General features: G+C 43.3%; 28 protein-coding genes. 17 read left to right on the top strand and 11 right to left on the bottom strand.

Annotation, left to right across the window (positions count from 1 at the left end):
- Positions 1-7: 7 nt before the first annotated feature.
- Positions 8-505, top strand: a complete 498-nt coding sequence (locus tag KAU88_05645) for a hypothetical protein (GenBank protein ID MCK4477991.1) — start codon at positions 8-10, stop codon at positions 503-505.
- A gap of 35 nt (positions 506-540) precedes the next feature.
- On the opposite strand, the gene KAU88_05650 is transcribed toward KAU88_05645, so the two are convergent.
- From KAU88_05650 to KAU88_05665, 4 genes are all read right to left on the bottom strand, one after another.
- Positions 541-843 carry a hypothetical protein gene (locus KAU88_05650; protein MCK4477992.1) on the bottom strand — a complete coding sequence of 101 codons (303 nt, stop codon included), beginning with the start codon at positions 841-843 and terminating at the stop codon, positions 541-543.
- 38 nt (positions 844-881) lie between these two features.
- Positions 882-1370, bottom strand: coding sequence for a GNAT family N-acetyltransferase (locus KAU88_05655; protein ID MCK4477993.1), 489 nt, complete (start codon positions 1368-1370; stop codon positions 882-884).
- A gap of 681 nt (positions 1371-2051) precedes the next feature.
- Positions 2052-2441 (bottom strand): hypothetical protein, encoded by a 390-nt coding sequence (locus tag KAU88_05660; protein ID MCK4477994.1) that lies wholly within the window; start codon positions 2439-2441, stop codon positions 2052-2054.
- Entirely contained in the window at positions 2438-2629 is a 192-nt protein-coding gene (locus KAU88_05665; GenBank protein MCK4477995.1) for a hypothetical protein, read from the bottom strand. The genes KAU88_05660 and KAU88_05665 overlap by 4 nt, the downstream gene beginning before the upstream one ends.
- Before the next feature lie 74 nt (positions 2630-2703).
- Between KAU88_05665 and KAU88_05670 the strand changes: the two genes are divergently transcribed.
- From KAU88_05670 to hxlB, 12 genes are all read left to right on the top strand, one after another.
- Positions 2704-3561, top strand: coding sequence for a hypothetical protein (locus KAU88_05670; protein ID MCK4477996.1), 858 nt, complete (start codon positions 2704-2706; stop codon positions 3559-3561).
- Positions 3554-3961 carry a hypothetical protein gene (locus tag KAU88_05675; protein MCK4477997.1) on the top strand — a complete coding sequence of 136 codons (408 nt, stop codon included), beginning with the start codon at positions 3554-3556 and terminating at the stop codon, positions 3959-3961. The genes KAU88_05670 and KAU88_05675 overlap by 8 nt, the downstream gene beginning before the upstream one ends.
- A gap of 59 nt (positions 3962-4020) precedes the next feature.
- The gene (locus tag KAU88_05680; GenBank protein ID MCK4477998.1) at positions 4021-4428 is read left to right on the top strand and encodes a hypothetical protein; all 408 of its coding nucleotides are present in this window, start codon (positions 4021-4023) and stop codon (positions 4426-4428) included.
- A gap of 1 nt (position 4429) precedes the next feature.
- The gene (locus KAU88_05685) at positions 4430-4606 is read left to right on the top strand and encodes a hypothetical protein (protein MCK4477999.1); all 177 of its coding nucleotides are present in this window, start codon (positions 4430-4432) and stop codon (positions 4604-4606) included.
- Positions 4607-4609: 3 nt separating this feature from the next.
- A complete protein-coding gene (locus tag KAU88_05690) occupies positions 4610-4825 on the top strand; it encodes a hypothetical protein (protein MCK4478000.1) in 216 nt (71 codons plus the stop codon).
- Positions 4822-5202 (top strand): hypothetical protein, encoded by a 381-nt coding sequence (locus KAU88_05695; GenBank protein MCK4478001.1) that lies wholly within the window; start codon positions 4822-4824, stop codon positions 5200-5202. The genes KAU88_05690 and KAU88_05695 overlap by 4 nt, the downstream gene beginning before the upstream one ends.
- Positions 5203-5399: 197 nt before the next feature.
- Positions 5400-6266, top strand: coding sequence for a hypothetical protein (locus KAU88_05700; GenBank protein MCK4478002.1), 867 nt, complete (start codon positions 5400-5402; stop codon positions 6264-6266).
- Between the two features lie 132 nt (positions 6267-6398).
- Complete coding sequence (locus KAU88_05705) at positions 6399-7190, top strand: site-specific integrase (protein ID MCK4478003.1); 792 nt, start codon at positions 6399-6401, stop codon at positions 7188-7190.
- Positions 7191-7331: 141 nt separating this feature from the next.
- A complete protein-coding gene (locus KAU88_05710; protein ID MCK4478004.1) occupies positions 7332-8180 on the top strand; it encodes an ATP-binding cassette domain-containing protein in 849 nt (282 codons plus the stop codon).
- Positions 8177-8995 carry an ABC transporter ATP-binding protein gene (locus KAU88_05715; GenBank protein MCK4478005.1) on the top strand — a complete coding sequence of 273 codons (819 nt, stop codon included), beginning with the start codon at positions 8177-8179 and terminating at the stop codon, positions 8993-8995. The genes KAU88_05710 and KAU88_05715 overlap by 4 nt, the downstream gene beginning before the upstream one ends.
- Complete coding sequence (locus tag KAU88_05720; protein ID MCK4478006.1) at positions 8992-9780, top strand: energy-coupling factor transporter transmembrane protein EcfT; 789 nt, start codon at positions 8992-8994, stop codon at positions 9778-9780. The genes KAU88_05715 and KAU88_05720 overlap by 4 nt, the downstream gene beginning before the upstream one ends.
- A 97-nt stretch (positions 9781-9877) precedes the next feature.
- Entirely contained in the window at positions 9878-10471 is a 594-nt protein-coding gene (gene hxlB / locus KAU88_05725) for a 6-phospho-3-hexuloisomerase (GenBank protein ID MCK4478007.1), read from the top strand.
- A 104-nt stretch (positions 10472-10575) separates the two neighbouring features.
- Here hxlB and KAU88_05730 read toward each other — a convergent pair whose 3' ends face one another.
- The 3 genes from KAU88_05730 to KAU88_05740 form a co-directional block, all read right to left on the bottom strand.
- On the bottom strand, positions 10576-12624 hold the full coding sequence (locus tag KAU88_05730) for a PqqD family peptide modification chaperone (protein ID MCK4478008.1): 2049 nt from the start codon (positions 12622-12624) through the stop codon (positions 10576-10578).
- Between the two features lie 74 nt (positions 12625-12698).
- The gene (locus KAU88_05735) at positions 12699-14021 is read right to left on the bottom strand and encodes a TldD/PmbA family protein (protein ID MCK4478009.1); all 1323 of its coding nucleotides are present in this window, start codon (positions 14019-14021) and stop codon (positions 12699-12701) included.
- A complete protein-coding gene (locus KAU88_05740) occupies positions 14018-15436 on the bottom strand; it encodes a TldD/PmbA family protein (protein ID MCK4478010.1) in 1419 nt (472 codons plus the stop codon). The genes KAU88_05735 and KAU88_05740 overlap by 4 nt, the downstream gene beginning before the upstream one ends.
- A gap of 174 nt (positions 15437-15610) precedes the next feature.
- On the opposite strand from KAU88_05740, the gene KAU88_05745 reads away from it, so the two are divergent.
- The 4 genes from KAU88_05745 (at position 15611) to KAU88_05760 (ending at position 19811) form a co-directional block, all read left to right on the top strand.
- Positions 15611-17233 (top strand): hypothetical protein, encoded by a 1623-nt coding sequence (locus KAU88_05745; GenBank protein ID MCK4478011.1) that lies wholly within the window; start codon positions 15611-15613, stop codon positions 17231-17233.
- Positions 17234-17323: 90 nt separating this feature from the next.
- Complete coding sequence (locus KAU88_05750) at positions 17324-18472, top strand: 2-oxoacid:acceptor oxidoreductase subunit alpha (protein MCK4478012.1); 1149 nt, start codon at positions 17324-17326, stop codon at positions 18470-18472.
- Positions 18469-19290: a 2-oxoacid:ferredoxin oxidoreductase subunit beta gene (locus KAU88_05755; protein ID MCK4478013.1), complete on the top strand. Its 822-nt coding sequence runs from the start codon at positions 18469-18471 to the stop codon at positions 19288-19290. Before KAU88_05750 ends, KAU88_05755 begins: the two co-directional genes overlap by 4 nt.
- Entirely contained in the window at positions 19287-19811 is a 525-nt protein-coding gene (locus KAU88_05760) for a 2-oxoacid:acceptor oxidoreductase family protein (protein MCK4478014.1), read from the top strand. Before KAU88_05755 ends, KAU88_05760 begins: the two co-directional genes overlap by 4 nt.
- 298 nt (positions 19812-20109) lie before the next feature.
- Here the strand turns inward: KAU88_05760 and KAU88_05765 are convergent, their stop codons facing one another.
- The 4 genes from KAU88_05765 to dapA all read right to left on the bottom strand — a co-directional run bounded on the left by KAU88_05765 (position 20110) and on the right by dapA (position 26641).
- Entirely contained in the window at positions 20110-21177 is a 1068-nt protein-coding gene (locus KAU88_05765) for a hypothetical protein (GenBank protein MCK4478015.1), read from the bottom strand.
- 156 nt (positions 21178-21333) lie between these two features.
- Positions 21334-21804, bottom strand: coding sequence for a tRNA (N6-threonylcarbamoyladenosine(37)-N6)-methyltransferase TrmO (gene tsaA / locus KAU88_05770; GenBank protein MCK4478016.1), 471 nt, complete (start codon positions 21802-21804; stop codon positions 21334-21336).
- Between the two features lie 217 nt (positions 21805-22021).
- Positions 22022-24691: a UvrD-helicase domain-containing protein gene (locus tag KAU88_05775; GenBank protein ID MCK4478017.1), complete on the bottom strand. Its 2670-nt coding sequence runs from the start codon at positions 24689-24691 to the stop codon at positions 22022-22024.
- Between the two features lie 471 nt (positions 24692-25162).
- Positions 25163-26641 (bottom strand): 4-hydroxy-tetrahydrodipicolinate synthase, encoded by a 1479-nt coding sequence (dapA, locus tag KAU88_05780; protein ID MCK4478018.1) that lies wholly within the window; start codon positions 26639-26641, stop codon positions 25163-25165.
- Positions 26642-26659: the final 18 nt, after the last annotated feature.

The following is a 26659-nucleotide window of genomic DNA, read 5'->3' on the forward strand; positions in this document are numbered from 1 at the left end:
GATTATAATGGGAAACAACCAAGAACCCGAAGAAATTCAGTGCCGTAAGCTTCTAGTGGACACTTATTCAGCGCAATTGAGAACACATGGGCAACTGATTATAGGTTTCGCTATTATACTACTTACTTTTTTAGAAATCAGGGTGAGGATGCTAGAATACGCGCTCTCAATCTCGGTTACACAGTTTTGTATATTTTACTTCGGCATATTTCTAATAGGTTTCGCTTTATGGTACTTGTTTTTGAGACATTTCGTGTATGGAAAACTACTTGATGTTGCGATACACGCAAAACCAAGATCAGGAAAAGAACATCTTTTCGATAGGATTTTTGATGCTGTAATGCGTGACGTGTTGAGTCGTAGAATGTTTGTTGTTATTCCTTGTTGCATGTTTCTTTCCACAGAAGGCAGAAGGTGGCGACGGTTACAGATGTCACTTGGAGTCCTTTTATGCATAATTCTTGCTATTGCCACAACGTATCTTGTATGGATATTAGTTGGATAATCTGCGCATGCTACTAGAAAAAAGAAGGGGTTGTTTTATGGTTCTGAGATTTTCCAGAGCATGACACGTACATATTCCCAATTTTCATCATTACCATGCTTATGTATAGTGATACTGTTAGGTGTTAGTTTGTGCCAGTAAACTCCTCGATAATCGTTTGCAACTACTCCTATAGTATTCACAAATCCTCCGTACTCCATTTGATGAGGTGCCCTTTTCAAAGTCTTCTTACCTGTCATGTAGACAACGACTTCTGTTGTGTTCAAGGAGTGAACGATTTCTTTGTCTCCTGGAGACAAAGACAGCCAACCACTATCAAAATCAGGTTTTTTCAGCAAGAGCTTCTTTCCCTCTTAATGTTTTTCTGTCTCAGTTTTTATGACTTGTGGAAAAACTTGCTTAGTATTATCATGTCTTTCTTCTCTTCATCCTTATGGAGGAAGCCTTCTTGATCAAAGCCAAGATGTCTATAGAACTTAGCTGCTACTTTGTTGTGTGCAAAGACTTCTAGCCTTGTCTTGTGACAGCCTTTCTTTTTACAATCAAAAAATGTTTTTTCCATAAGCTGCTTTCCAAAACCTTTCCTTCTGTAGTCTTGCTTCACATAGATGCCCAGAATGTGTCCTACTCCCCTTCTCACCCGATAATCAATATAACCCACAATTGTGCTTCCAACCCGATAAACTAGAACTTGATAGCCCTCTAATCTTTCCTCAAAGGCAAATTTTCTAAATGATTTCCTTAGCTCTTCCAATGAAAAACCTTGAGAATGAAACATCCCCTCATCCGAACCAGCCCTTATCATGTCAACAATATCTGGAACATCTTCAACTCTAGCTTCTCTTATTGAACTAGAATCCATCAACAATAATCCCACATATCAAAGATTAAGCTTCAGTTTTATGACTTGTGGAAGCAACTTCTAACGCAATTATTTAAGAGAGCTTTCTTCCGCATTTTGGACAAGCCGCAGGATATTCTTTCATGCTGACTCCGCATAGGAAACATATGCAGATGTTGCACTGGAGACAATGCCGATTAGCTCCAGTGATTCTTTGTCCACAAAAATAACAAGGCTTGGTTAGACACGTATCAGACATAGTGTCTTCTTTTCAGAAGAGGGTATTTAGAGACTTTGAAGTAACGACAAATGGCAAAGCAGAGAGAAGAGTGAAACAGATCTTAGTTCAAGAAGCTATGCATGCATGCATGAAGTTAATCCAATTCTGCAAGAAAAAAAGAGTTATATTTATAATTTATTGTGGGATAGAGAGAAGCGGGTGAAAGTGTTTGAGTTTTAATGGTCTATCGCCCAGCTACATCTTAGGCAACGTTATAGGCTACATACTGATCGGTTTAGTGATATTTTATGTAGCTCGTTGGCTTTACCGCAAACGAAAATAAAAAAAAGAGAGGACTTAGCTGTTTCTGCTCTTGCTAATGAGAATCATAGCCATGACCCCCATCACGCAAAAACAGAGCATGCATGCTTTCAGAAATGTTGTTGCGTTGAACTTGCCTTTTCACCACTCAAGAGTTGCAGTTTCTAACTTGCCTCTTCTTCCTTTTTAGCCCAAAAAACAGGATTCGTCAAAGTGATAAAGCGATCCTGTAATTCAACCAAAGGAAGATCATCCCGCAAAGCCAACATGACCAGCGCTGACATTGGTAACTCAACTTTCTCGCGCCTAACCCAATCCATCTCGATACTGCAAGCTGGCAAAATCTCAGGTACAGCGTTGCGTTTTAAGTGGATTAGAATAACATCTTCATTTTCGTCCATGGCGATAATTCTATCTTTCAAGTTGAAGATTTGCGGTTGCCTTAAGATTTCTTTTTTGCTTACGAAGACGGAAACATAGTCGGGGGGAATAGTGACTTGTTTGGCTTTTATAATGCTGACGCGGTTGCGGTTGAACAGTTTTGGAAACTTCATTTTTTACGCCCCTTCTTACGAGTTTTCCTCTTCTTTGGCTTCGCATTTGGCCTGCTGCCAAGCACATTATTCAAAAACTTCTTATCCAACTGCGACATCCTCGCCATAATGCGGTCAAATTCATCCTTCTTACGCCTACGATACTCACGCATATACTCATTGTAGGATTCGCGGTTTTTTCGTGGCATATGTAAATCTTCTCTAAGATTACATAATCCTTTTATAATATAAATGTGTTTAGTATATTGAGATTACATAATCCATGAGCAATACACCAACTAAAAGTTGCAACTTTCACTATGGTAGAGAGCTTACAGATAAAGAGAAGCAAGTTGTAAAAATTGTTGATAGCTGCTCTTATCCGATAACACCTACGGAAGTAAGCGCCTTAACGAAATTCAAGCATGCTACGGTCAGATTCTATCTAAGAAAGCTTGAAAAAGGCGGGTTTGTACGCCGCAAGTATCGGGGGCATTACGTTTCTGTCAAGAACGTACCAACTAAAAGTAGTAGCGTGGTCGGTGCGTTTGGTGCTGTTGCTCCTATGCTTCATAGTATCCGATTGAGGTTTGTGGATGTTGGTTTGTGGCCTCGTAGTTGGGTTCGGGTGTTTGGAAGTGTGGTTAAGGTTACTTTTACGGTGTATAAGAATAGATCTGCTTTGGTGTTTGTTGACTGTATAGGAGATGTTAGTTTAGATTATCCCGCTTTCAGACTTGTCATGGATTGTATTCAGAAAGAGGTTCGGAGTCCAAATTGGGCTTCTTGTAGGGTCACAAATTTCGAGTTTAACTATGATTTTCACGGTATCAAATTGGATGGTGTTCAAGGTGTTACTTTGAAGGCTTTTGACGGCAGCTTTCACAGGATTTACAATAAGCGGTTTGGGTTGCGTGATGAAGTTAAGGTTGTTGGGTCAAAAAGTGTAGCAGATGTTTTAGCTCTTATGCAAGGTGGAGTGTCCACTTACAACATAGTGCAACTTCTTTTTGCGAATTTTCAGGAGACTAAGAAGTATGTTGAGGCTACTCAGTTTCAGAATAGGCTCGTTGTTGATGCGGTTAGTCAAATGCGCAGACTCGCAGACGCGGTTTCTAAGAGAGGCGATCCTGGTGGTTAGTATTCCTAAGGTTACCTATAACGGGTTCACTAGCTTTCACCTAGCTAAGTGGCCTATTCCCAGTAAGCGTGTTGCCACTGCTACTATTGACTTGAATCGGAAGCTGTCGTTTAAGAACGCTGATTTCTGCATAGACGCTATTATTAACAGTTATCGGTATGGCCGCGAGCTTCAATTTGTCACTTTGAGTCGTGTTCCTCCCGTTGTTGAGCCACGTACAGATAAGCAGCATACTTATTACCGCATGGAAAGTGGGTATCTTCCTTTGGATTACGAGACGGCAAACTTGCTTATTGAGTTGGGCTATAAAATTCATAGCATTTTGGATCGTGAGAAACCGTTGAGAATTGGAGCTGCTAAGGTTGTTTCTGCTGGGTCGAGTCTTGCGGAGTTGATGTAAACACGACTTTAACGGATATGGGTTGAGGCAAATTGACCCTAACCTAAAGGTGTTAAAAAATGGCGAATATTGGAAAGTGGAAATTTCCCAAACAAATAGAGAATTGGGTAAGCCTAGAAGAATACGAGAAAAACGTAGAGATGTATGGCTCTCCTTGTTGGCATAAACTTACTTGTTGGTATTGTGGTGAGACTTTCATTGCTAAGTGTAGTTCAAGGCGTTACTGTTCCTATAGGTGTAGGAACGACGCTTGGATAGAACGACGTAGAGCTTATCGCAAACTTGCTAGAAAGAAAAAATGTGGCTACTGTGGGAAAGAGTTTCAAGCAAGGCGTAAAGACGCTAAGTTTTGCTGTGATAGTCATAGAGTTTTGGCTTGTCTCAAAAGAAAACGTGAGATGTTAGAAAAAGTTATTGGTACTGTCTGTAAATCTGAAGAACCAATGGCTATTAAGGTGGTGACTTAACATGACGGATTCAAAATTCGAGGATGTTGGCACGTTGACGTTGTCTAGTTCTGGAAAATCCTGCAAGCTTTCGTATCTCGGCTTTATCACGTGCTTTGTTTCTTTGAAGGATTTGAAGCTTGTGCTTGAGGGGAAGGCGAAGACCGCGCCGATTTGGAAAGTGAAAAGGAGAGAGTAAAAAATGGCAGATCCGAAACCCGCGCTAGCGTTGCTCGTTATTCTAGGCTTAGTCTCTCTCTTCTGCTGGGTTGCGCTGCCTTCAGTGATGAGAAGCGCCACAGTGATTCATGGTAACGTAGCGTTTCAAATATCTACTTATGTCTTGTTTGCTGTTCCCCTGGTGCTAGCTGGCTTGGTTGGTTTTATTCTGTTCTTGAAGAGTAGGGGATCAGATTGAGGGCTAGATTAAAAGAGGCAGATGTTCAATTTATCCTAAACTTGTTGCATAAGGAGAAGGAAAGACATGACGTTGAAATGGAAGACCTGCAACATGAAATCGACCTCTTGGAAGTGTGGGTTAAGAAGTGGAGGTGGAAATTGATTAACTACTCGTATTTCGAGTTTAGAGACGGGTTCAAATATATGAAGTCTCGCCTTTCTTTTTTGAAAAGTCAACAACACTTCGTAAAGATGTTCAGATACTCACGTGTTTTGCACTATCTAACCAGAAGGTATGAATCCATGTTGCGGGGCAAGGCTGGCCGACCGTTGGGCGTGTCTAGTTGGGGTTATTCTGACCTTAAGGCAGTTCTTGAAGAAGGAAAGCGCCCATAAACGTTGAACTTGTCACAATCGCGTATATACACATTAATTGATAGTATCTCTATTCTAGAGAGAAAAAGGCTTTCTTTTGAATTGAAAGCTTGTAAAACATGGTTATTTAAGAGTAGAAGCATAAACTTAAATTGATTCCATAACAACGTAGTAAAGTATTACGGCAAATGTGAAATGATTGGAAAGAAGCGGATAGAATGCCAAAAATCTGGAAGCGTTGTTTTGTAATTATGCCTTTTTCTCAAACCAGCAAAGAGCACACAGAGGAATATTGGACAAGGCATTTCAAATCATTCTTGAAGCCTCTTATCGAAGAAAGTCGAGAGGTTAAAGCATACCGCTCGGAACCATTACGAGGAGATGTTCTAAAACAAATAATCACCGAGCTTGTTATTTCTCCTATAGTTGTCGCAGATCTAACAGATAGAAACCCTAATGTTTTTTGGGAACTTGGAGTTCGTCAAAGTTTCAAGCATGGCACAATTACAGTTGCCGAGATTGGCACAGAGATTCCATTTGATATGACTGTCAAGGGCGTTTTATTTTACTATCCCAAAAATCACATAAAAAATGCAGAATTCTCTAAACGATTTAAGACAGCTGTCGGAGACTGTTTGTCTCATCCAGACACCCCAGACAGCCATGTCTTAGAGACTATTTCGGGCAGAGGAACACTGTATCAAATCTTAAGGCGAGGTGAAGCCTTACGGCGAGTGGAGGGATTGATTATTGAAACCGAGTGGAATGAGAGTGTGATAAATTCTCTTTATGAAGTCATCAAAGAAAAAGGAAGGATTCCAACATGGCGTCTACAATCATGTTCACTTGAATTGCTTATGACTCATCGCTATCTTGAAGAAGATCCCATATTCTATAAATTCGCTCGAAAGTGGTATACTTGGATTTGCACGACGAATGAACAACTCACAGCGATAGAAGTCGCCGAAGAGTCTTCCAAAAAATGGTTGCAGAAAAGCCACACTAAAAAAAATCTCAAGGAACATTGCTCTACCTTCAAGAAAGAAGTCATTAAAATTCGTGAAAAGCTGGCCTCTTCATTTTAGATTAGGATCGGCCCATTGATTACCAATTCATGTGTGCATGTAGTCTCGTCATTGAGTCTCAACATAATCTTAAATGAAGTCTTTGCAGTATAATATTTTGAGCCTAGTAAGGCTAGGCTAACTGGTGAAAAGATGCAAAGCCTGACGGAACAACATGGAAACAAAGGGAAAGAAGGTTATTGGAATGACAGAAGTTTTCATAGGCGTTCTATAGAAGATTTGGAAGTGCGAAGTTTCTGTGGCATGCAAATATTCTATGACATGATAGAAGCTGCAGACAATAAGGATCGCTATAGCCCATACGAATATCCGTATTGCAGTGAAAGAGATAAGGCTCTCTTGTCTTGTCTCTTTGAAACTGGAGGCCGAGAACTAGAGGTTGCTATGCTACGCAAAGAAATGTTTGACGTAGATGAAGAGTTCGTAATTGTCAGAGACATGCCATTGGTTAAACGCTACAAAAGAACAAAGCTAACCGACAAAGCCACTGGAGAAGTCATTGTAGTTACTAAGTCGATAAAAGATTTCAGAACCCTTACCTTCAAACGTGATGAACCTCTAGCTGAATTTGTAGTCCAATGGATAGATCAAGCAGAAGATTACTTATTCCCCTCAAGACGCAACGGCAAATTTCCACACTTACACCCGACAAGAATCTATCAAATCATAGACGATCTAAGCCTAGTAGCAGGACACAACCAGCAAATCATAGATAGAGAAGGCAACTTGATAATGCGGAACGGTGAACCAATAACTAGAGGCGCTATGTGGCCACATAGAATTAGAAGCGAAAGAGCAAGCTATCTGGGATCAGTGCTAAAGTGGAATCTAGAGAAGATTATGCGGTTCTTCGGTTGGAAAACTACAGAGATAGCCATGCGATACGCACACAAATCTGTCGAAGATATGAAAACGTGGTTTTAGAATATGTGGCCGTCAATGTCTCAAAACTTTCTTTCGTTTAAGAGTAGATACGAAGTATGGAAAATGAGGAATAGTTGACTAGTTTTTAAGTAGCTACTCTTAAATGAAAGAGAGTTTCGCAGTTATGGTGAGCGACCTAGGTTGGCAGTCATCAAAGCTAAGGGCTTAACGTACACTTATCCGAACGCCACAAAACCTGCTATTCAAGAAATCTCCCTGAAAATAGAAAAAGGCGAGTTCGTCATCTTAACAGGCCCAAGCGGATGTGGAAAAACCACTCTATGCCGATGCCTTAACGGTTTGATTCCACACTTCTACCAAGGAGATCTAAAAGGCGAAATTCAAGTCGTCGGCCTAGACGTAGCAGACACTCCAATTCACAAACTTGCCTCTCACGTTGGACTTGTATTTCAGAATCCAGAAAATCAATTGTTCGCTTTATCTGTTGAAAAAGACGTTGCGTTCGGGCTAGAAAACCTTGGCGTCCCAAGAGAAAAAATGCGCAAACAGGTGGATTGGGCCCTGGAGACTGCTGGCATCTATGACCTGCGAGAAAGAGCACCACACGAGCTTTCTGGAGGACAACAGCAACGAGTAACCATTGCAAGCATCATAGCAATGCACCCAGAAATTATGGTGCTGGACGAACCAACCTCCTTTCTAGACCCTCTTGGCGCCCAAAAAATCTTCAAAGTCATAGATGAACTAAACAAGTCTTTAGGTATGACGGTAATCTTGGTTGAGCACCGATTAGATTTGGCGGCAAGATACGCCAACCACGTTATTGTAATGGATAAAGGAGAAATTGTCTTAGACGGCGACCCCAGAACGGTTTTAAACTCTCAAAAAGCTCGTTTACTAGGGGTTGGAATACCGAAAGCAACAAGACTATATCAAATTCTTAAAGAAGAAAACGGACTGAGCACAGAAAAAGTGCCCGTGACAGCAGACGAAATCGCAGTGCTCTTGCGGGAGGTTTTGAAAACGTGATAGAAGTCGAAGATATTCACTTCACTTATCCAATAGGCATCGAAGCGCTAAAAGGCGTCTCTCTAACAATCAAAGACGGCGAATTCATAGCCATAATGGGTCAAAACGGCGCTGGAAAAACAACATTAATAAAACATTTTAATGGGCTGCTGAAACCGACAAAGGGAGAAGTCTTAGTTGACGGTGTAAACACAAAAAACACAAGTGTAGCTAAGCTCGCTAGAAACGTGGGATTCGTCTTTCAAAATCCTGACAATCAACTTTTCTGCGAAACGGTGGAGGAAGAAGTTGCTTTCGCCCTCAAAAATTTTGGCTTCAAAGAAACTACATGGAAAAAGAGAGTAACGTGGGCTCTAAACCTGCTAGGGCTAACAGAATATCGGAAAACTTCGCCTTTCATGCTAAGCGGAGGTGAAAGAAAACGCGTTGCTTTAGCGTCGGTACTTGCGTGGAACCCGAAAGTTGTGGTAATGGATGAACCTACAATAGGACAAGACTACCAGCAGAAAGAAATACTTCGCCAATTCATAATCCAATTGAACACCCAAGGAAAAACCGTTGTAGTAGTTACTCATGATGTAGAGTTTGTGGCAGAATGTAACCCCCGTGTTATACTAATGTCTGAAGGAAAAATTGTCGCAGACGGTGTCGGGAACAAAGTACTCACAGATGTTGACCGTTTAACTCAAGCTTCCATAGTGCCACCGCAAATAACTCAAATTTTTATGCAATTAGCAGATTTTGGACTACCAGTTGACATAATTGACATTTACGAGGCACGAGAAATTTTACTTAAACGGTTGGGTAAAAAATGAGCGTTTTTGATGGCTTAAGGTTTAGAAGAGTTTCGTCACCCATCCACATGCTGGATCCGCGAATCAAGTTTCTCTATGTTTGCTCAATTTTCGTAGTTGCCATAATTTTCTGGGAGTTGCTCCCACTGATCATCTTGTTTCTGATGCAGATTCCATTTGTTCTTTTGGCACGTGTTCAGAAAGAATGGGTACGGTCTCTCAGAGGAGCAGCATTTCTAGCTGCGATTATTTTCAGTACAAACCTCATTTTCAGATTTATATATGCAAACTACACGTTAATGGTTCACGATGTTGAATATGCTTCAGCGATGATGTTGCGCTTCGTGGTGCTTATCGAGTCTTTCTCAATATTCTTTTTAACTACCTCACCAGACCATTTGGGCTTGGCTTTAGAACAAAGCCGCGTTCCATACGAGTTCTGTTTCGCTTTCACCACCGCTGTACGGTTCGTTCCGGTCTTAGCTGATGAGGCCCAAACGATTATGGATGCTCAGAAGTCGAGGGGACTAGAGCTTGAGAAGGGCAATTTTTTGAAGAGAGTACGAAACTACATTCCAATTCTCATCCCTCTAATCATCAGCGCCATCCGTAGAAGTCTCGAGCTTGCAGAAGCTATGGAATCAAGGGCTTGGGGTGCCATTGATAAACGTACTAACCTGTACATTTTGAAAATAAGGAAAGCTGACTATTTGCTAATTCTAATTTCCATTTTTATACTGATTGCCGGTGTTTACATAAAGCTTTACGTGTTTGTACCATCATTTTCCGACTTCTTAGGGCTGTAAAACTTCCGCGAAAAACTTGTACTGTTAAACTAAACGGTAACCACAAGATTTTTAAAAAGTAGGAAAGTATTGCCTCTTTCGGCGAAAAAGATTGAAGATGCTTGAAGCCGCAGCCAAGGAAATCCTCGTCGGCGCACAAAAAGCCATAGCAGCACTGGATTCTGACCAAGTAGAAACGATGCTAAAGATGATAATCAAATCCCAAGACAAGAGAATCTTCATTGTAGGCATGGGCAGGAGCGGGTTTGTCGGCCGTTCCTTCGCGTTGCGCTTGATGAATCTAGGGTTTAATGTGTATTTCTTAGGCGAGACTATAACACCAGCAGCAGGAAAAAACGATTTAGTCATCGCCATCTCGGGAACTGGCATGACGAAGATGGTGTTAATCGCAAGTACGGCTGCAAAGGATGTTGGTGCAAAGGTCATCGCTGTTACTACTTATGACAAGTCTTCTCTAGGAGACATCGCAGACCACGTGGTTGTTCTTACAGGTCGAACAAAGATGGGCTGGCCCAGAGAAGAGAATTATCTTTCAAGACAGATCTTGGGCGAACGTGAACCCCTAAGTCCTCTCGGCAGTATCTTCGAAAATAACTGCATGATATTCCTTGACAGCTTTATTGTAGAGCTTATGTACCGTTTAAATAAGACCGAGGAAGAATTAAGGCAAAAACATGCAACAATAGAATAGAGGCAGATGCGATGCGGGCTAAATGGAAAAAGAAACGAATGAAGCGGGAGAAGAGAAAGCGGGAGCGGCGAAGGAAGAGGTACAAATAGTCCTCAGTTTTCCGTTTAGCTATCAGCCAAGGAAACAAAATTTGCCTTTTCAAGATCACGTATAAATTTCAACACGTGTTCTGCACTTGTTTCACCGTACTCCGCTGAAACTGCCCTTGTAATCTTGTACACTGTACGTTTTCCGTCCATAAAATTTAAGATTTCATACGTTTTCTTTCTGAAGCCTTTGTCTTTCTTTCCAATCTCCTCATACCATTCGTACTCTTTCTCGCCCAACGCTTTCTTCAAAGCGTCTACATTGAGGGGGCCTTTGAACAATCGTTTTGGAGTTAAACTTTTTGCTTCTCTTGCTGCTTCGCTTTCTTTCAGCTGAGTAGGAAGAGTGATTTTTGCTATTTTCGTGGCATGGGCTAGGGTTTCTTTGAATCGTTCAATTTCAAGTTGGCTATAACGCTCTACGTCTTCCGTGTATTTCGCGATGATGTTTTCTAACTCTGGGCTACCTCCTAGCCTTTTCACCGAGTTTATTGCCTCTTTTTCCCGCCAAACTATATGCTCCACTTTATTCTTGAAGTTGAATGCTGTTTTGGCAAGTTCTTCTGCCAACTCGGCAGAGTCAAAGCTGTTCTTCTTCTGGAACAAAGTTGTAACAGCTTCTTCGGCTGCTTCCCGCAGTCTAGCCATCGCTCCCCACCTCGTTAGGTTTGCCATGAAAATTGCATCTCCAACAGTGGCGTTGGCAAGGGTTAGGGCTGCAACCGTAGCTATCCAGCCGACACGTTTTAAGCTGTTTTCACTAACTTTGTCAATTGAATCCATGCTTGAATGGTAGTAAAGGTCTGGCCACTGAAGCAGCATAATGCATGGAACAGCAAAGGTGGAGTCGTTGAATTCTGCATGGTCGCTTCCACCGCTGAAGGCGTTGATGGAGTATCGGAATGTGGATGCTGAGCCAAATGCTGTTTTCGGGTCAAACTCCTCTACAGAGCGTTCAAGGAGGCTGAAAACGTAGTCGTTAAGATACGATGGATTAGAATCTGGAGTTTTGTCTAGGTTTAGAGTAGACTTGCAGAGCTCTTGATTTTGACCTACCATGTCAAGATTTATACCAGCTACTAACTTGGACGCTAAATCTTCATGGTGATATAGAAACGCGATTGTACCGAAAGTTTCCGGTACCCAAAGAAAGCGTATGGTTCTTGCTGGCCTCTCGATTTTGCCAGACTCTATAAGCCTCTGTATGGTACGGGCGATTTCTAGAAGTAAGCCGCTGCCAGAGGCGTTGTCGTTTGCGCTTGGTTTTGGATGACAGAGGTGTGCAACTAGAAAGATTTCTTCGTTTGGCTTTAAGTTGCCTTGTATTGTAGCTGTTACGACATCTAAGTTGCCGGGGAATAGTTTCGCGTCGACTTTAGCTTTCAGCATTATAGATTTGTCGCCTTTGAGTAACGCTCGCAAGTGGTTTCCTTGTCGCTTGCTGAGGGAAAAACCGAAACTTACCTTGTCTAATTCTTCTTTTGTAGGCCAGATGGATTGGTAGGCGTGGGCGTCAGGTATGTCAACGCTTTCCCGAACGTTTTCCATCTCATGCGTTATGGTGTCAGTTATGACCCCGGCGGCGCCATACTTGTAGACTGCTTGTTCATGAACCTTTTTTGCTCTACCAGTTGCCAAAACGAATTTGCCTCTTACGTCCTTTCCCTCATAATGTTTTGGTTTGGTTCCTTCGCCTACATCAATTAGCTCGGCTGTTATGCCTTGAGTTGGTGTGGCTTTGCTGTAAGCGTGGAGACATGTAGGCACATCTTCGTATCTGACAATGAGTTTCTTTTCAGGTTCAACCAAGTGTAGTTCGGCGCTTTTGACTTCCCATCCAATTGGAGAAGTCCATGTCCAATATTTTTTGGCGCCATCTGAGGTGAATTGTTCGATTTTGGCATCTTTGAGACCGAGTCTGTGCAGTGTGTCTCTGACGTATTCGGCGGCTTTGTGGAACATTGTGGATGCTTGAATTCGGTGGAAACAGGTGATTTGGATGACGTAAGACTTGGCAACTTCTCCGGAAAGTTCATCTTTCACTATCTTTTCAAACGTTACTTTCATGGAAAACCCTCTATTCCTCATCAACCACTCTTGCGTGTTTAAGATTTTTGCAAAAGGAAAAGGGAAAAAAGCGGTTACTTTGGCCTTGTTAATTGTATGTCTTTTGCCAGAACGTATGGCGCTAGTGATGGGGGTTCAGCTTCAAGCCACCAATGTACATGCTGCCTTTCCTTTGATATCCCTGTGATTTGGCTTAGTAGTCTAAGGGCGTTGTCGCTTAGCCGCAAGTCTTTCAATGACTGCTTAATTTCACCGTTTTCTATTAGGAATATGCCGTCTCGCGGGATTGTGGAAAAGTCTCCAGTTGCGTAGTTTTGGAATCGGGTGTACCACGTGTTAGTGAGGTACAAGCCACGTTTTACTTGGCTGAAAAGCTCATCTTTGCTCATATCTCCTGGATCCATTTCAATGTTCCACGCTGCCGGCTGCACCAATCCAGCGTTGCCCGTTGTTTTAGTCTTGAAGATTTTTGCAGTTGACGTGTTGTGAAGGTATGTCTTAAGCACGCCTTTATCTATGAATATGTTCTCCTGAACAGGAAAACCTTCATCATCAAAGACACAGTTACTTACTGAGTACTCTGCAGGTTTATCCCGTAGTGTGACTATGTCAGACGCAACTTTCTGGCCGAGTTTTTTCACAAATATCGACAACTGAATCATAACGCTATACGCAGATGCCATTCCACCCCATGTGCCCAACATTGAACCAAAGAACAGTGGGTCAAAGATAACGTCATACTTGCCATCCTCGCCTTGCTTTGGATTCCTAGCTAACTTCGCGATTTCGCCAGCTTTTTCTCCAGCTCTAGAAGGGTTGAAATCCTTTAGTGACGAACAGCACTCTACGCCGTGTCCTGAGGCGTCTCTCTGCGAGAAAGCTCTGATTGACAACTCGATTGCCGACCTTGCATCTTGCCCAGTCGGACCTTCAGAAGAGACAAGGTAAACGTCTTCATACTTCGTGTAGAGGATGCCTCCTGCGTCGACTTCTCCGGCTTCTTTTTCTGCGGCTTCTATAGCCTCGAAGACGTATCCAGAGGGGTTTTCCAGTTCTCGGAGCTTCTTGTCTGCCGTTGCCTTTGGGTATTTGAATGTACCTTTGGCTATTCCGCCGTACGTTGGGTTTTCCTTTGACACCTTAGCTAGCTTGAATAGTTGTTCTATGGTTTTGTCTGTGTTTTGGAAGTTTCGTATTTGGGTCGCGACTAATCGTTTGTTCCATGCTAGTGCAACGTCTGTTACATAGTCGTTCCACGCCACTGTGATGTCTATTTGGTTGTTGCTGAACCGTGTTTGTCTGTACAGTCCAAAGGTTGTTTTGGCGAGAACTTCATCTGCGCCTAGAGTTTTACCTTTCTTTATTATGGCTTCTGTTTTCGCTAAGACTTCACTCATTTTACGTACACCTCTCCTAAACGAATAACTGAACCGCCTGTATAGACAGGAATTCCCTGCGCCGGGTCGCCTTTACCACATGTTGCCGCTTCAAATTCAACTTTTTTAGATATAGCGTCAACACTGCTCCACCAAGTCTTGGTAGAGGTTTCGATAACAGGTCTTGCAACCGGATGTTTCAGTTCTCCGTTTTCTATTAGGTAAGCCTCTCTGCCTACATAGCGTTGATTGAAACGTCTATCGTCTATGTTCCATTCTGTGAAGGATTTCATGTAGATTCCATGTTTTACATCTTCGATAATTTCTTCTTCTGTCCAGTCGCCAGGCAGCAAGAAGGTGTTCGCCATTCGCACAATGGCTTCTCTAGAATAACTATTTGCCCTAGAAGAACCGTTACTTCTCGTGCCAAGTTTGGCTGCAGTTTCTCTGTTCTGTAGGAACTCGTTTATTATGCCATCTTTATACAGGTATCTTCGTCTTGCTTTGATTCCTTCGTCATCATACTCATAATAACCATAACTGTTTGTCACAGTTGGGTCATCTACTATGGTCACTATATCGTTGCCAATTCTAGTCCCTATCCAGTATGGACCTCCAAGATATATGAAGGAACGCCCTGCCTGGCTCATTTCTCGTCCAAGTATGCGATCTGCTTCAATTGGGTGCCCACAAGACTCGTGGGAGGCAATGCCTGTAACTTCTCTTCCGCAAACTAAATCCATCTTTCCAGATTTGACAGCTTTTCCTTCTTTGATTAACTTTTGCAGCACCTTCGCTTCATAGAGCAGTGCCTCAGCCATCTTCCACTCGCCGAAAGATTCCCATCCTCCGCTGCGTCCAAATTGCTTGTAAGCTTGTTCTGGCTTGCCATTTTCAACTACGGTTATGAAGGCGAAGGCTGCTATTTGTGGCACGAAGGACGAAATTGCTGAACCTTCAGAGTTCACAAAGTATTTTTCTATGAGGTTTATTGAGCAAGCCATCATTCTTCCAGGAATTTTAATTTTTTGAGACGCAAGGGTTTTGTCGACTTCCATCAACTCGTCTATCTTCTTTTCCGGCGGAATATCTTCAATCTTTTCTTTCTGTTCAACGCTCCATTTCGTTTTGACGCCTTTTTCGTCTGCAAAGGTAATCTTGTCTTTGCGCCTTGCCATCGTGGCAAACCTGTACGCCGTCTCCACGACTGTTTTTGCTTCATCTTTTGTCCATTTGTTAGTTGACGCAAAACCAAGTCCGCCGTTGGCAAGTATTCTTACACAGAACCCGCTGTCGATAGTTGAGACAAAAGCGTCTAGAGCACCGTTTTTAATCACCAGTTCTTCGTGTTTTGTGCTGTGGGCTCTTGCTTCTGCGTACTCGACTTTCTTGCTTCGGGCATAATCCAATGCATAGTCCACTATGTCCTTATCCAAACGTGTTTTCACCTATGCTTAATCTAGCTAATGTACGAGGGTAAATATGTTTCCAAAAGAAATCTTCAACTTGCGATTCGATTCTAATTCAGAATCCTTACCGCTTCTTCATAACGATTATTGCCCTCATAAAATAACTTAGATACAAAGCTTCACTGTGCGAAGGAACAACCATTGTCCATGAAGTTAGCTAAAACGCTGATGTTCTTGCCCTTGCTAGCATGTATCTTAGCCTCTTCGCTCACCATCATCGCCTCAGGTCTTATCTATGAGAAGGATTGGACCTTTAACTACATCAACGAGCCACCTTACGGCAACTGGACTTTTGCGCGCAGACCAGCCAGCCCTATGAAGATTAATGCATCTCAGATTCAAATTGGCGCCAATTGGACATACGTCTACGCCTTAGCCGCAAATCACACTTATCACGTCTATTGCTATGGAGATTGGATAAATGACGGGGCTACACCAGAAACCGACTACGACATATACGTCTATAACCCCCAAGGAGAACTAGAGGGCTATCACACTGAGGCCGCAGGGCTTCCTGAGCACTTAGGAACCACCGTAGACTATCCTTTTTTCACGCCGAAGTATTCGGGCAACTACAGCTTCGTCATCCGAAACGATCCCAGAGAAAGCCAAGCTGCAGACGCCGCCACGCTCATGGTGATTGAGCATGTTAAACCAAATATGTGGCACAGCCGTTTCATCGAAGGAAAACAGGGAAACATGTCTGTGGAAAACACTAGTTGGGCATATGAGTTCACTGCCAGCAGCGAACGCATTGAAATTCAAGTTGAAGTACCTGACACTTTGGATATGTACGAGGCAAGGCTGTATTTTATGGCAAACCCTGCAAACAATATGGGCGAACGGTTGAATGATGTTCCTTTGGCTTGGGAGCCGGGACTCTATGGCGAAATAAGTGGTTTTTTTGGCGGTTACAACCTGGACAGTGAAGGTCCTAGAGGTGAAGCTTATGCGAGCTGCGAGTATTTTGGGCAAGACATGTTAATCAACTACACAGCGCCGTACAAGGAAGAAAGTCTCTATCATCTTGTTTTGATTGGCGAGCTTGGCTCAGGAAACGTAAGCTTTAGAGTTAAAACAAACTTTGGGGATTCGGTGTTACAACTGGCAACTCCCATTCAGAAAGTCTATCCCAACAACGAAACCGTTATCACCGCAGTTTCAAACAACTCGAACATTCAGCAAGCTTTCCTCTACTATTCCATCAACAACTGGAACACCTCCAGTGTTACAGAGATATTGGTAAGCAACCGCACTTGCAACGGAACAATTTCTGGACAAGAAGCTGGCATAACGGTGGATTACCGTGTGGAAGCCTTTGATTTCCTCGATAACATGATGAATCTTAGCGGCAGCTACACAGTAAAGCACCCAACTCATGTGAACTTCACTTTAAGCAGTGAAGCCGTAACGCTTGGAGAAAACGTGTCAATAAGCGGCTTCGCGCGACCCGCGCCAGAAAGTGAGGATGCACGTGTAAAACTAGTTTTCACATCTTCAAACGGGTCAATCGTTGAGCAAATCTGCTACGTGCAAACAGACGGAAACTTTTCAGCAGGCTTTAAACCACCGTTTCTTGGCCCTTGGAGTGTACGAGCACAGTTCGTGGAAGACGATGTGCGATATGAATCCTTCAGCGATACCTTCCAGTTTGTTGTCGTAGAACCTTCTTTTATGGTCAAGTATTCGATGTATATTTATGCTGGTGTCGGTGCAGCGTTTACGGTAGCAATTATTGCGGTTATGATTCGAAGAAGACAGTAGCACGCAACTATTCTGCATAGGTTTTTAGCTATTCAGATAAATCTTTAAGCTAGACAGTGGACACAAACAAAACACCTAGGAGACACGAGAATGGCTAAACAACTCTCTCCAGGCATGCATTTCATGCAAGGAAACAAAGCCTTAGCCGAAGCTGCAATCATTGCTGGATGCAGATTTTTTGCTGGCTACCCGATTACTCCCGCCAGTGAAATCGCTGAGCACATGGCAAAACGTCTTCCACAAGTTGATGGAATCATGATTCAAATGGAAGATGAAATAGCTTCGATGGCGGCTTTGATTGGAGCAAGCTGGACAGGCGCCAAGGTGATGACCGCAACTTCTGGTCCTGGCTTCAGCCTCATGCAAGAAAACATTGGATATGCTTTCATGACTGAAACTCCATGCGTTATAGCTGATATCCAAAGAGCCGGACCAAGCACGGGACAGGCTACGAAGTGTGGTCAGGGCGATGTTATGCAGGCTCGCTGGGGCACCCATGGGGATTATGCATCAATAGTGTTATCTCCGAATTCGGTGCAGGAAATGTTTGACCTAACCGTTCGTGCTTTTAATCTGGCTGAGAAATATCGCGCACCCGTTATTTTACTTGGTGACGAAATTGTAGCTCACATGAGAGAGCAAATGTTTGTACCACCTCTAGAAGAAATAGAGATCATTGACAGACGGAAGCCGAAACCTGGAGACGAGTCATTCTTTGGTGGTGAGGAGGTGCCACCTATGCCGTCCGTAGGTGAAGGCCACGACGTTGCTGTGACGGGTTCAACTCACGACGAGTTTGGAATGCGTTTCACAGCCGACCCGGAAGTTCACCGCCGTCTTGTAACGCGGCTTGTCGGAAAAATCAGGAATAATGCTGAATCATTAACGGATTTCGAAGCCTTTAATATGGATAGCTGCGAGGTTGGCATTGTCACTTTTGGAAGTACTTCTCGTGCAGTTTATAAGGCAGTAGAAATGGCCACAGAGAGCGGGATTAAAGCTGGTTTTATTAGGTTGAAGACGATTTGGCCTTTTCCTGAAAAACCCATCCAAATGATGGCGCAGAAAGCTGAGACAATTATTGTACCTGAGATGAACTTGCAGCAGATTTTCTTTGAGGTGCAGAGAGTTGTTTGTGGTGCTGCAGAAGTTGTTTCTGTTAACAAGATTGGTGGCGGAGAAATGTTGACGCCTGAGGAACTTTTTTATGAAATCAAAAGGAGCGTCGAGAAACAATGAGCGAAGCTTTTTCCAGCAAAAATTATCTTCGAGATATACGATTCCCCTTCTGTGAAGGATGCGGCGGCACCACCGTGGCTACTTGCTTTCTCAGGGCTGTTCACGAGCTTGGTCACCGAGATCTCCAAGGATTCGTCTTCTGCAGCGGCATCGGCTGTTCTTCGTGGATTCCATCACCACACTTTAAGGCAGATTCTATCCATACTACACATGGGCGAAGCATTCCAGTCGCGACCGGCATCAAGCTTATGCGACCTGACTTGGATGTGGTTGTTTTTGGCGGCGACGGTGACATTGTCGGAATAGGGCTAAGCCATTTGATCCACGCGGCGAGAAGAAACCTTGACATTACCGTGATTATGGTGAACAACATGATTTATGGCATGACTGGTGGGCAAGTGGCTGCAACAACTCCTTTGAAGACGAAAACCACTACTACTCCTTACGGCGGCTTTGAACGCCCCTTAGACGCCGTTCACCTCGTCGTCTCTGCGGGAGCATGTTATGCTGCAAGGTCGACCACAGCGCACGTAAATCAGCTAAAAGAAGTCATTAAGAAGGCGTTGACTACGAAAGGTTTCAGCTTCGTTGAAGCAATAAGTCAGTGCCCAACGGCTTATGGTCGCCGCGTTGGTTTCAAGAACGCTGGAGAGATGCTTCTTTGGTTAAAGAAGCAAAGCATAACGGTTGAGGAGGCAGAGAAGCTGACTGAAAAGGAACTAGAAGAGAAGATAGTTGTCGGCGAATTCGCTTCCAGAAGGCATCCATCTTTAACTGAAAACATCCGAGCAATGTCAAAGGAGGCAAAGAGGCGATGACTAGTGTTGAAGTGCGAATCTGCGGACTTGGAGGACAAGGAGTCGTCCTTGCAGGCCAAATACTTGGGCGTGCTGCAGTCTACGACGGAAAAAACGTGGTGCAAACCCAGAGCTACGGAGCAGAAGCCAGAGGAAGCGCCGCAAAAAGCGAAGTAATAATCTCAGACCAGAAAATAGGCTATCCGATGGTGAGAAAATGTGACATCCTCGTGGCAATGAGCCAGAGCGCCATAAATGCACACATTAAAGACTTGAAAGAAAACGCCACCTTGCTAGTCGATAAAGATTTAGTGAAGCAAATCCCAGAAATCAAAGCCAAAGTCTACAACCTGCCAACAACCAAAGTTGCTGAAACACAATTAAGATCTAAGATGTACGCAAATGTCGTAATGCTCGGCGCATTAACAGAAATCACTAAAATCGTAAGTAAAGAAGCTATGAAAAAAGCCATCACAACCAGCGTCAGAGCAGACACTATAAAAACAAATCTATGCGCCTTCGAAGAAGGCATCAACCTATAAAATGCACATGTCACGCCGCCTAAGAAAACAACCCATATTTGAGGTTTATAGGGAACCTATTTGATTCCCAAATAAAACCTAGAGAGGTTTAGCCACAAACGCATACACCGAAACCCACAATCATATTTGGAGCCCTTCTGGAAGGGTGTAAACCAATCCTCTTTTTTCAAAAGAGTCGTCCAGCTTGGACACTGACCCCAGTGGAGATGTCTCCCGCAAATTCCCTCTTTTTTGGCACATTCGCTGAAATGTTTCCTAACATGGAGCGGACGCACGAGCTAACCCTGAGTGGTTTTGGCTACCAACTTTCGCCGTAGTTTCCTGCTGCAGTTACTATGTCGTAGATGTCGATGTAACCGTCGTCGTCTATGTCGTTGTTTGGATCGTATCGTTGATCTTGGATTGTTACGCCGTAGACGCCAGCCATGCGAACTATGTCAAATATGTCAACGTCACGGTCTCCGTCAACATCTCCTGGTAGAGTAACAAATATTGCGCCATTGGTTATTGAGTTGTCAGCTGTTTCGATATCAGTGGTGGATTCCACTATTGCATGAACTACCCAATTTCCTTTAACAAGACCCGAAGTGTCTAGTGGTACTGTAAATGCTTCAACGCTTCCTTGAGACAAGGTGAATCCATGTAGTGTGTTAACTCGTGTATAGTTCGCATAAACTGCTATGTCGAATGTCTCGAGGTATTCGCCTTGATTTTCAACGACTACGATCACATCAGTACTGTATCCCTGACCAACTACAGGAAACGGCAAGCAACCATTCTTTGATGTTGAAACCTCCAGTACTGCTAAATCATGATTTTCCACATTCCACCCTAACAATCTCACCACAGCATCTTCACAAACGCAATCAATGTAAACAAGATCGCAAATCTCAAAATGAACATTAACGTCAACAAAAGTCTGCGGATGACCCACCATCACAAAGGTCATGACGAAAACTGTTCCATTACCATTGAAAGATGGTCCAAGTGTACCATAAGTCACATGGTAGGTTCCACTAGTTACAGTATCTGCCAGTTTAATTTCGGGTACATGAAGAACACCACCATAAGGACTTGGGGGAATGGGTGTTGGGTAATCTTCCACTGGAACGGTCACCGTGTGATTTTCATGGAAAAGATGGTTTGCATTCCAGCTGATTTCTATATCCAAACCCGATAGATTGTAAGCATTCTCAACTATACAGGCAATAGTGACCTCCTCGCCAGGATGGTCAAGCACGGTGAAACTAGGAATCAAGCGTACACGAGCTGTTGGCTCCCCTACCGTGAATGTCCAAGGCACAAAGGACAATAAGGAAAGGAGGAAGGTTATGGGAACAACCAATGCATAAAAGGCTCTTTTCATCTTCACTTCTCATCACTATTCTCAGATATTTTTTGAACCGGAGAATTCGACGGTCTCCTCAATTCTTCCCATATGTATCATAGTTGAGGTTTAAAATAAAATTGTCGGTGTGCCTTCCACTTTCAAGAATCAGAACATGCGCGCGCATAACTATATCTAGAGCCCTATTCCTTCTTCCGGCATCCATTCTGACCAATCTGAAAGCCATTCAGGAATCTTTGCCCTTTTCACTCGATCACACACGGGGAAGTAAGCCTTTAGATCGACAATCGGTGTGCCATCATAGGCATCAATATCTGCAACTCTAATGATTCCTTTCATTTCGTCTACTTGGAGGATTTTGCATGTTGTCATGGCAATTGGATTTGGACGGTATTCTGCTCGAGTTGCGAACACGCCTGTTATTTTTCCTTTAGCATAAGGAGGCTCGCACTGAAGTATGGTCCGACTCTTTTCGTTGTCATGTTTGTGCGCCCACCAAAACACCATTACGTGGCTGAAGTGATCGAGTTGCTTTAAAGCTGGTTTGAAAGGTTCAGAAATCTCTAGGTTGATGTTTTTCTCATTTCTTCGGATATACCCGATTGGAAACATCTGAAAAGAACGTTCGCTACTTTTGCTGGTCATGTCAATCACTCCTTTAGTTGGAATTCAGATACTAGCACTCGAACCTTATAACTCTGCGGCTTAAGAAGCATTTTCAGAAAAAGAGAGTCAGGAAGGTAGCTGTCCAAGATGTTGAAGTGAAGTCGCTGGGATTTGAACCCCCCACACACGAGAGATATCACCCAATCTCCTCTTTTTTCTAGTATACCCTGTCCTACACGCGTCTCTTAGACGTTAATTATTTAGAAATTGATCTTGTATACCTGCAAGCTGGATAATTGCTGCAGCCAAAGAATTTTGAATATCTACCTCTTCTCAAAACGAGATATCCATCTTCACAATGAGGACATTTCGTGCCCTTAAATGAGCAACTTCTATTTGAGCAAATATAGTACATTGCAAACTCGTCAGGGTCTGGATTTTCATGGAGAAAACCCACACCACATTGAGGACAAACATGCGGTTTGTATTCACAGTATGGATAGTTATTACACGAATGGAACTTTCCATATTCACCTTGTCGAAGCACAATGACCCCTGTTTTACACTTAGGACACAAAACAGTACCATCTCCTCTGCTGCCCTCAACTATAACTTCATAGTCACTACTTTCAATCTCACAAACAAAAGTTGATGGATCATTCTTGTCGGCAATTAAGTACACATGCTTCTTGGCCCTTGTTACGGCGACATAAAATAACCTCCTCTCTTCAGCGTTTGGAATTTGCTCCTTCTTTGCCAGAACAAGGTCTAATACAGGGTCATCTTGGATTTGCGATGGGAACGCAAAACGCTGGGAAGTCAATCCAATGACAATAACATAATCCGCCTCTTTTCCTTTGGAGCTATGTGCAGTTGAATATTCAATCCTTAGCTTGGGGAATTTCTCTCGAAGTTGAGAAAGATTAGCAGGTTCTTGATGGTTATATCTCCCGATTACGAATACATGGGCACCCTCCTCTTCGGAGGATTCGATACGTTTCAGCACAGCATGCATACACGCATCTTCATCAGTCTCTGTCCACAACAAGGTAACCGGTGGATCAGCAGACTCGACATAAGAAGTGAGCTGCTTCTTAATCTGATTAGGATTCTTCAGAATGAACTTCGTCGAGAAATCGCAGAGTTTGTTGTCAAATCTAAAGGTTTTGTCTAAGATTAGATTTTCAGATGGCTCAAAGTGATCCTCGAAATCAGTCATGATAGATATATCACCCCCATTAAACCTGTAGATGGCCTGCCAGTCGTCTCCCACGCAAAACAGCTTTGCAGAGGGGTTGCAGTCAACTAAAGCCTTCAACAACCTGAATCTACTATATGAAATGTCCTGGAATTCATCCACAAGAATATACTTGAATTCAGAACTGTATGAATGCTCAGTTACATATTTTTCCGCCCTGTTTATCATATCGTCAAAGTCAATCTCTTCGCCAAGGCTCTCCTCATAGTCATGGTAAATCTCAGAGAAAATTTCGAGAAATGCCTCGTATCGTCTGCGATCTGGCAGTTCCCTTGACTGCTCAAGCAACTCGCGTGTAGACTTATGCGAAGACTTGAATAGATTGAGAAAGGTTGCCAATAATCCGACAAAGGGGTGTACCAATCCCAGTCCATTTAACCTATCAAACATCTGTTCCGGGGGAATTGGGTTGAATTCTACGCCTTCCGAAGCGAGTTTACTTTTAAGCTCCTCGAGCAAAATTCCCTCAAGTTTCTCCCAACTATAGGTTTCTATCAATGTGGTTTGATTCTTGTGATGCGCCTGCCGTTTCCAATTCATCTCTGCAATGTATTCTTTTCTATCGATGAAGGACGCAGTATTATTGTTCCTATCTACGCCAAAATGCTCTATGTAAATATGGTATTCTGGTAGGTAAAAATCAGGCTTATATTGTCGACGCCATTTTGAGGAGAGATCAACCTCGTAGTCGCGTTCATACTCGTAGTCAATTTCATTCATGTACAAGAAGTTGGCTATCTCACATTCTTCAAGGCTTTTAACTAAGTCTCCGTTAAGCGAGCGAACTTGATTGTTACGGAGAAAATCAATGTATTCGCCTTTTGATTTGAAGTTGAATTCGCTTTTATATGGTGTTCTATGAAATGCAAAATACCTATTTAACTTGTCAAGAAACTCCCGATTTTCATTTCTCTTGTCAATGAACCCTTGAATCGCTTTGCGAAGTTTGAGCTTATCCCGAGATAGTTCGGAGACCGATGGGACTTTGCCCTCAACGCTGTTAATGATTTTCAAACCAAGGCTATGAAACGTCTTTGCTTCGAGTTCTCTTGGGCGATGCTTTAACTTGTAAACTCTGTTTTTCAGCTCTTTCCTGACTTCTCTGGCGAAGGAGATCAACAGGATTTCATTGGACTTGGCCAGTTTTTTCTCTAGTAGATACGCCGCCTTACCAATAATAGTGCTAGTTTTCCCAGTTCCAGCTCCAGCTACGACTAAGTTGTGTTTTTCATCTGTTATTATTGCACGCCTCTGACTCTCGGTAAGAGGATGCACCTCCACATCATCAAAGAAATCTTGGTATTTTTGCAGTTCGTGCTGAATATATTCTTCATTCTTTTTCTTGATTAGAGTTGCTCCATTTTCAAATGCGGATTCCAGCGCTTTTAACTCGTCATCAAATCCGGTTTCTATATCCTTTTGACTGTATTGCTGAACGAGAGGTCGCAGATAATTCCAACTAGCATGCCAATCTGAATATTCAGCTTTTGATATGTAGTATTTAGAATCGAGTACTGAGCGAAATGATGCAACTGCGTTTAAAATCTCTTCCCGCTTCTCATTTAGCTTCTGTTGCAGATGCGCTAATTGATGTTTTCGATGTGTACTGAATATGACCAATAAGGCTACTGCAACGAAGATTAAGACTATATACAGCAAGAGATCCAAGAGTCAGGCTCCCAATTCATTTTGTCGTGTTGACCTAAAAAATTAGTCCTGTCATGCGTGTGCGTTCCCGTTTCATTGTGGAGGGGCGCATGATTTGAACTATAGAAAAAGGAGATATCACCCAACACCGGCAAATTCCTACGGAATTTCCCCCGCAAACCTATCTTTTTTATTCCTAAAGATCAAGGGGTTAGGTTTAAAACTTCGGTTTAAATTATCGGGGTTTGAGTTTTCATCCAGATCTGACGCGCGCGCGCTCGTTTCAATACTCGAAAGTGACATCGCAAAACCTCTCGTCCTTTCAATGTGGAGATCTTAAAATCATCAAGCCTGATTCCCTCATACTTGTCCAGAAACTTCTCTGCCTGTCCTTCTGACCCTCTGGAAACACTCTGCCTACGCCTTCACTGACTCTGGTTTTGAAGAGAAACTCAAGGTTGTAAGGCTACGCATAAGTAAATGAAGCATCAACTAAGGTGTGTATTTGAAGGGGTGCTTCGACCGGTCCTTATTCTCCGTAACCTCATCTGCCGATGGTCTTCCCTCAATAGCTCTTCGAATAGCGTGCCGCATAGCCTTGTAATTATTAATGTACACTCTTTGCCGATTAACCGCCGACGGATGTACGAAAACATTCGCAATAATAATCAAATCTTCTGCAGCCCCTTTTGGAATGCTGCCATCCGCCAAACTGTCCGCGACTGCTTTAGCCACGCCGGCCTGCGCCGGTCCATAAACCATACTCGCCTGCCGCATGTTCTTAATTGTCACCGTGGGAACCATCAACGTGACAGGCTTTACCAAGACATTGGGCTCCAGAATAGCTACAAGCGCCTCATGTCCCGGAGTCGGATTTGCCTTCGCCTTCGCGTATGCCTCACCAACGGGACCGTCTTTCTTGCCAATCATCAGGTCGATGTGCGCCACTTCTGCATCCTTCCCAGCCAAAGCCTCACCCACACGCAGTTTGAAATCATGAATTACTTCAGGTGTTATGTGAACAGCCGTAAACCTTTCTTCCAAAGCTTTCTCCTCAATCTCAAACTTAACTGGTTTAGCCTTTATCTTGCCAATCTTCTCCAAATCCAGCCGCAACTCTTCCCTCGCCTCATACGTAAGCTCACCGCCAACGCTAAGCGGCAATCTTACACGCCCAACCTTAATTCCTATCATGTTCAAAGCCTCCTTAGCGCCCACCGCGCCACTCTGAGCCGTAATCCTTGCGATTTTCTGAACCTTGTATTGCAGCTCACGAGCCCTCTGCAAATCGCCCTTTTGTACGTTGTTGTAAATTTCAACCCAAATATCAGGAATGAAGTTGGCACTTGCCAAGATTGCTCCACTGGCTCCAGCAGCCAAAGCCGCCATGACCACCTCGTCATGACCACACATCACGTTAATTTTGTCGCGAACCTTTTCTAAAACTGCCAAAATGAAGCTAAGTTGCCCGCTGCTGTCTTTGACGCCGACTATGTTGGGTATCTGCGCGAGGTCTTCCACCATCTGCCATGGCAAGGGTAGTCCGGTGCATTGAGGTATGTTGTAGAGGATTAATGGCAAATCCACCTTAGACGCAATGGTGAAATAGTGCTCGTAAATTCCTCTGCTGGTAGGCTTTAGGTAGTAAGGTGTCACAATTAAAGCTGCGTCAGCACCAGCATCCTTTGCATACTTTGTCATCTCTAACGCTTGTTCGGTTCCGCTTGCTCCGGTGCCCGCTACAACGGAAACTCTGCCGTTAACTTCATCAACAACAACGTCAATAACATGCTTCCTTTCTTTGATAGTCATGTTTATGAACTCACCAGTAGTCCCACAAGGAACAACACCGCTAACGCCGAGCTCAATACAGTGATTAACAAGCACACGCATTTGCTCTTCATCAACCTGCTTTCTGTCATCAGCAAAAGGTGTCACTAAGGCAGGCATGATCCCTTTAGGCTTGAACATCAACTCCAACTCCTTTAC

It is taken from the genome of Candidatus Bathyarchaeota archaeon (assembly GCA_023131225.1).
In the GTDB taxonomy this organism is placed as follows: Archaea; Thermoproteota; Bathyarchaeia; order Bathyarchaeales; family SOJC01; genus JAGLZW01.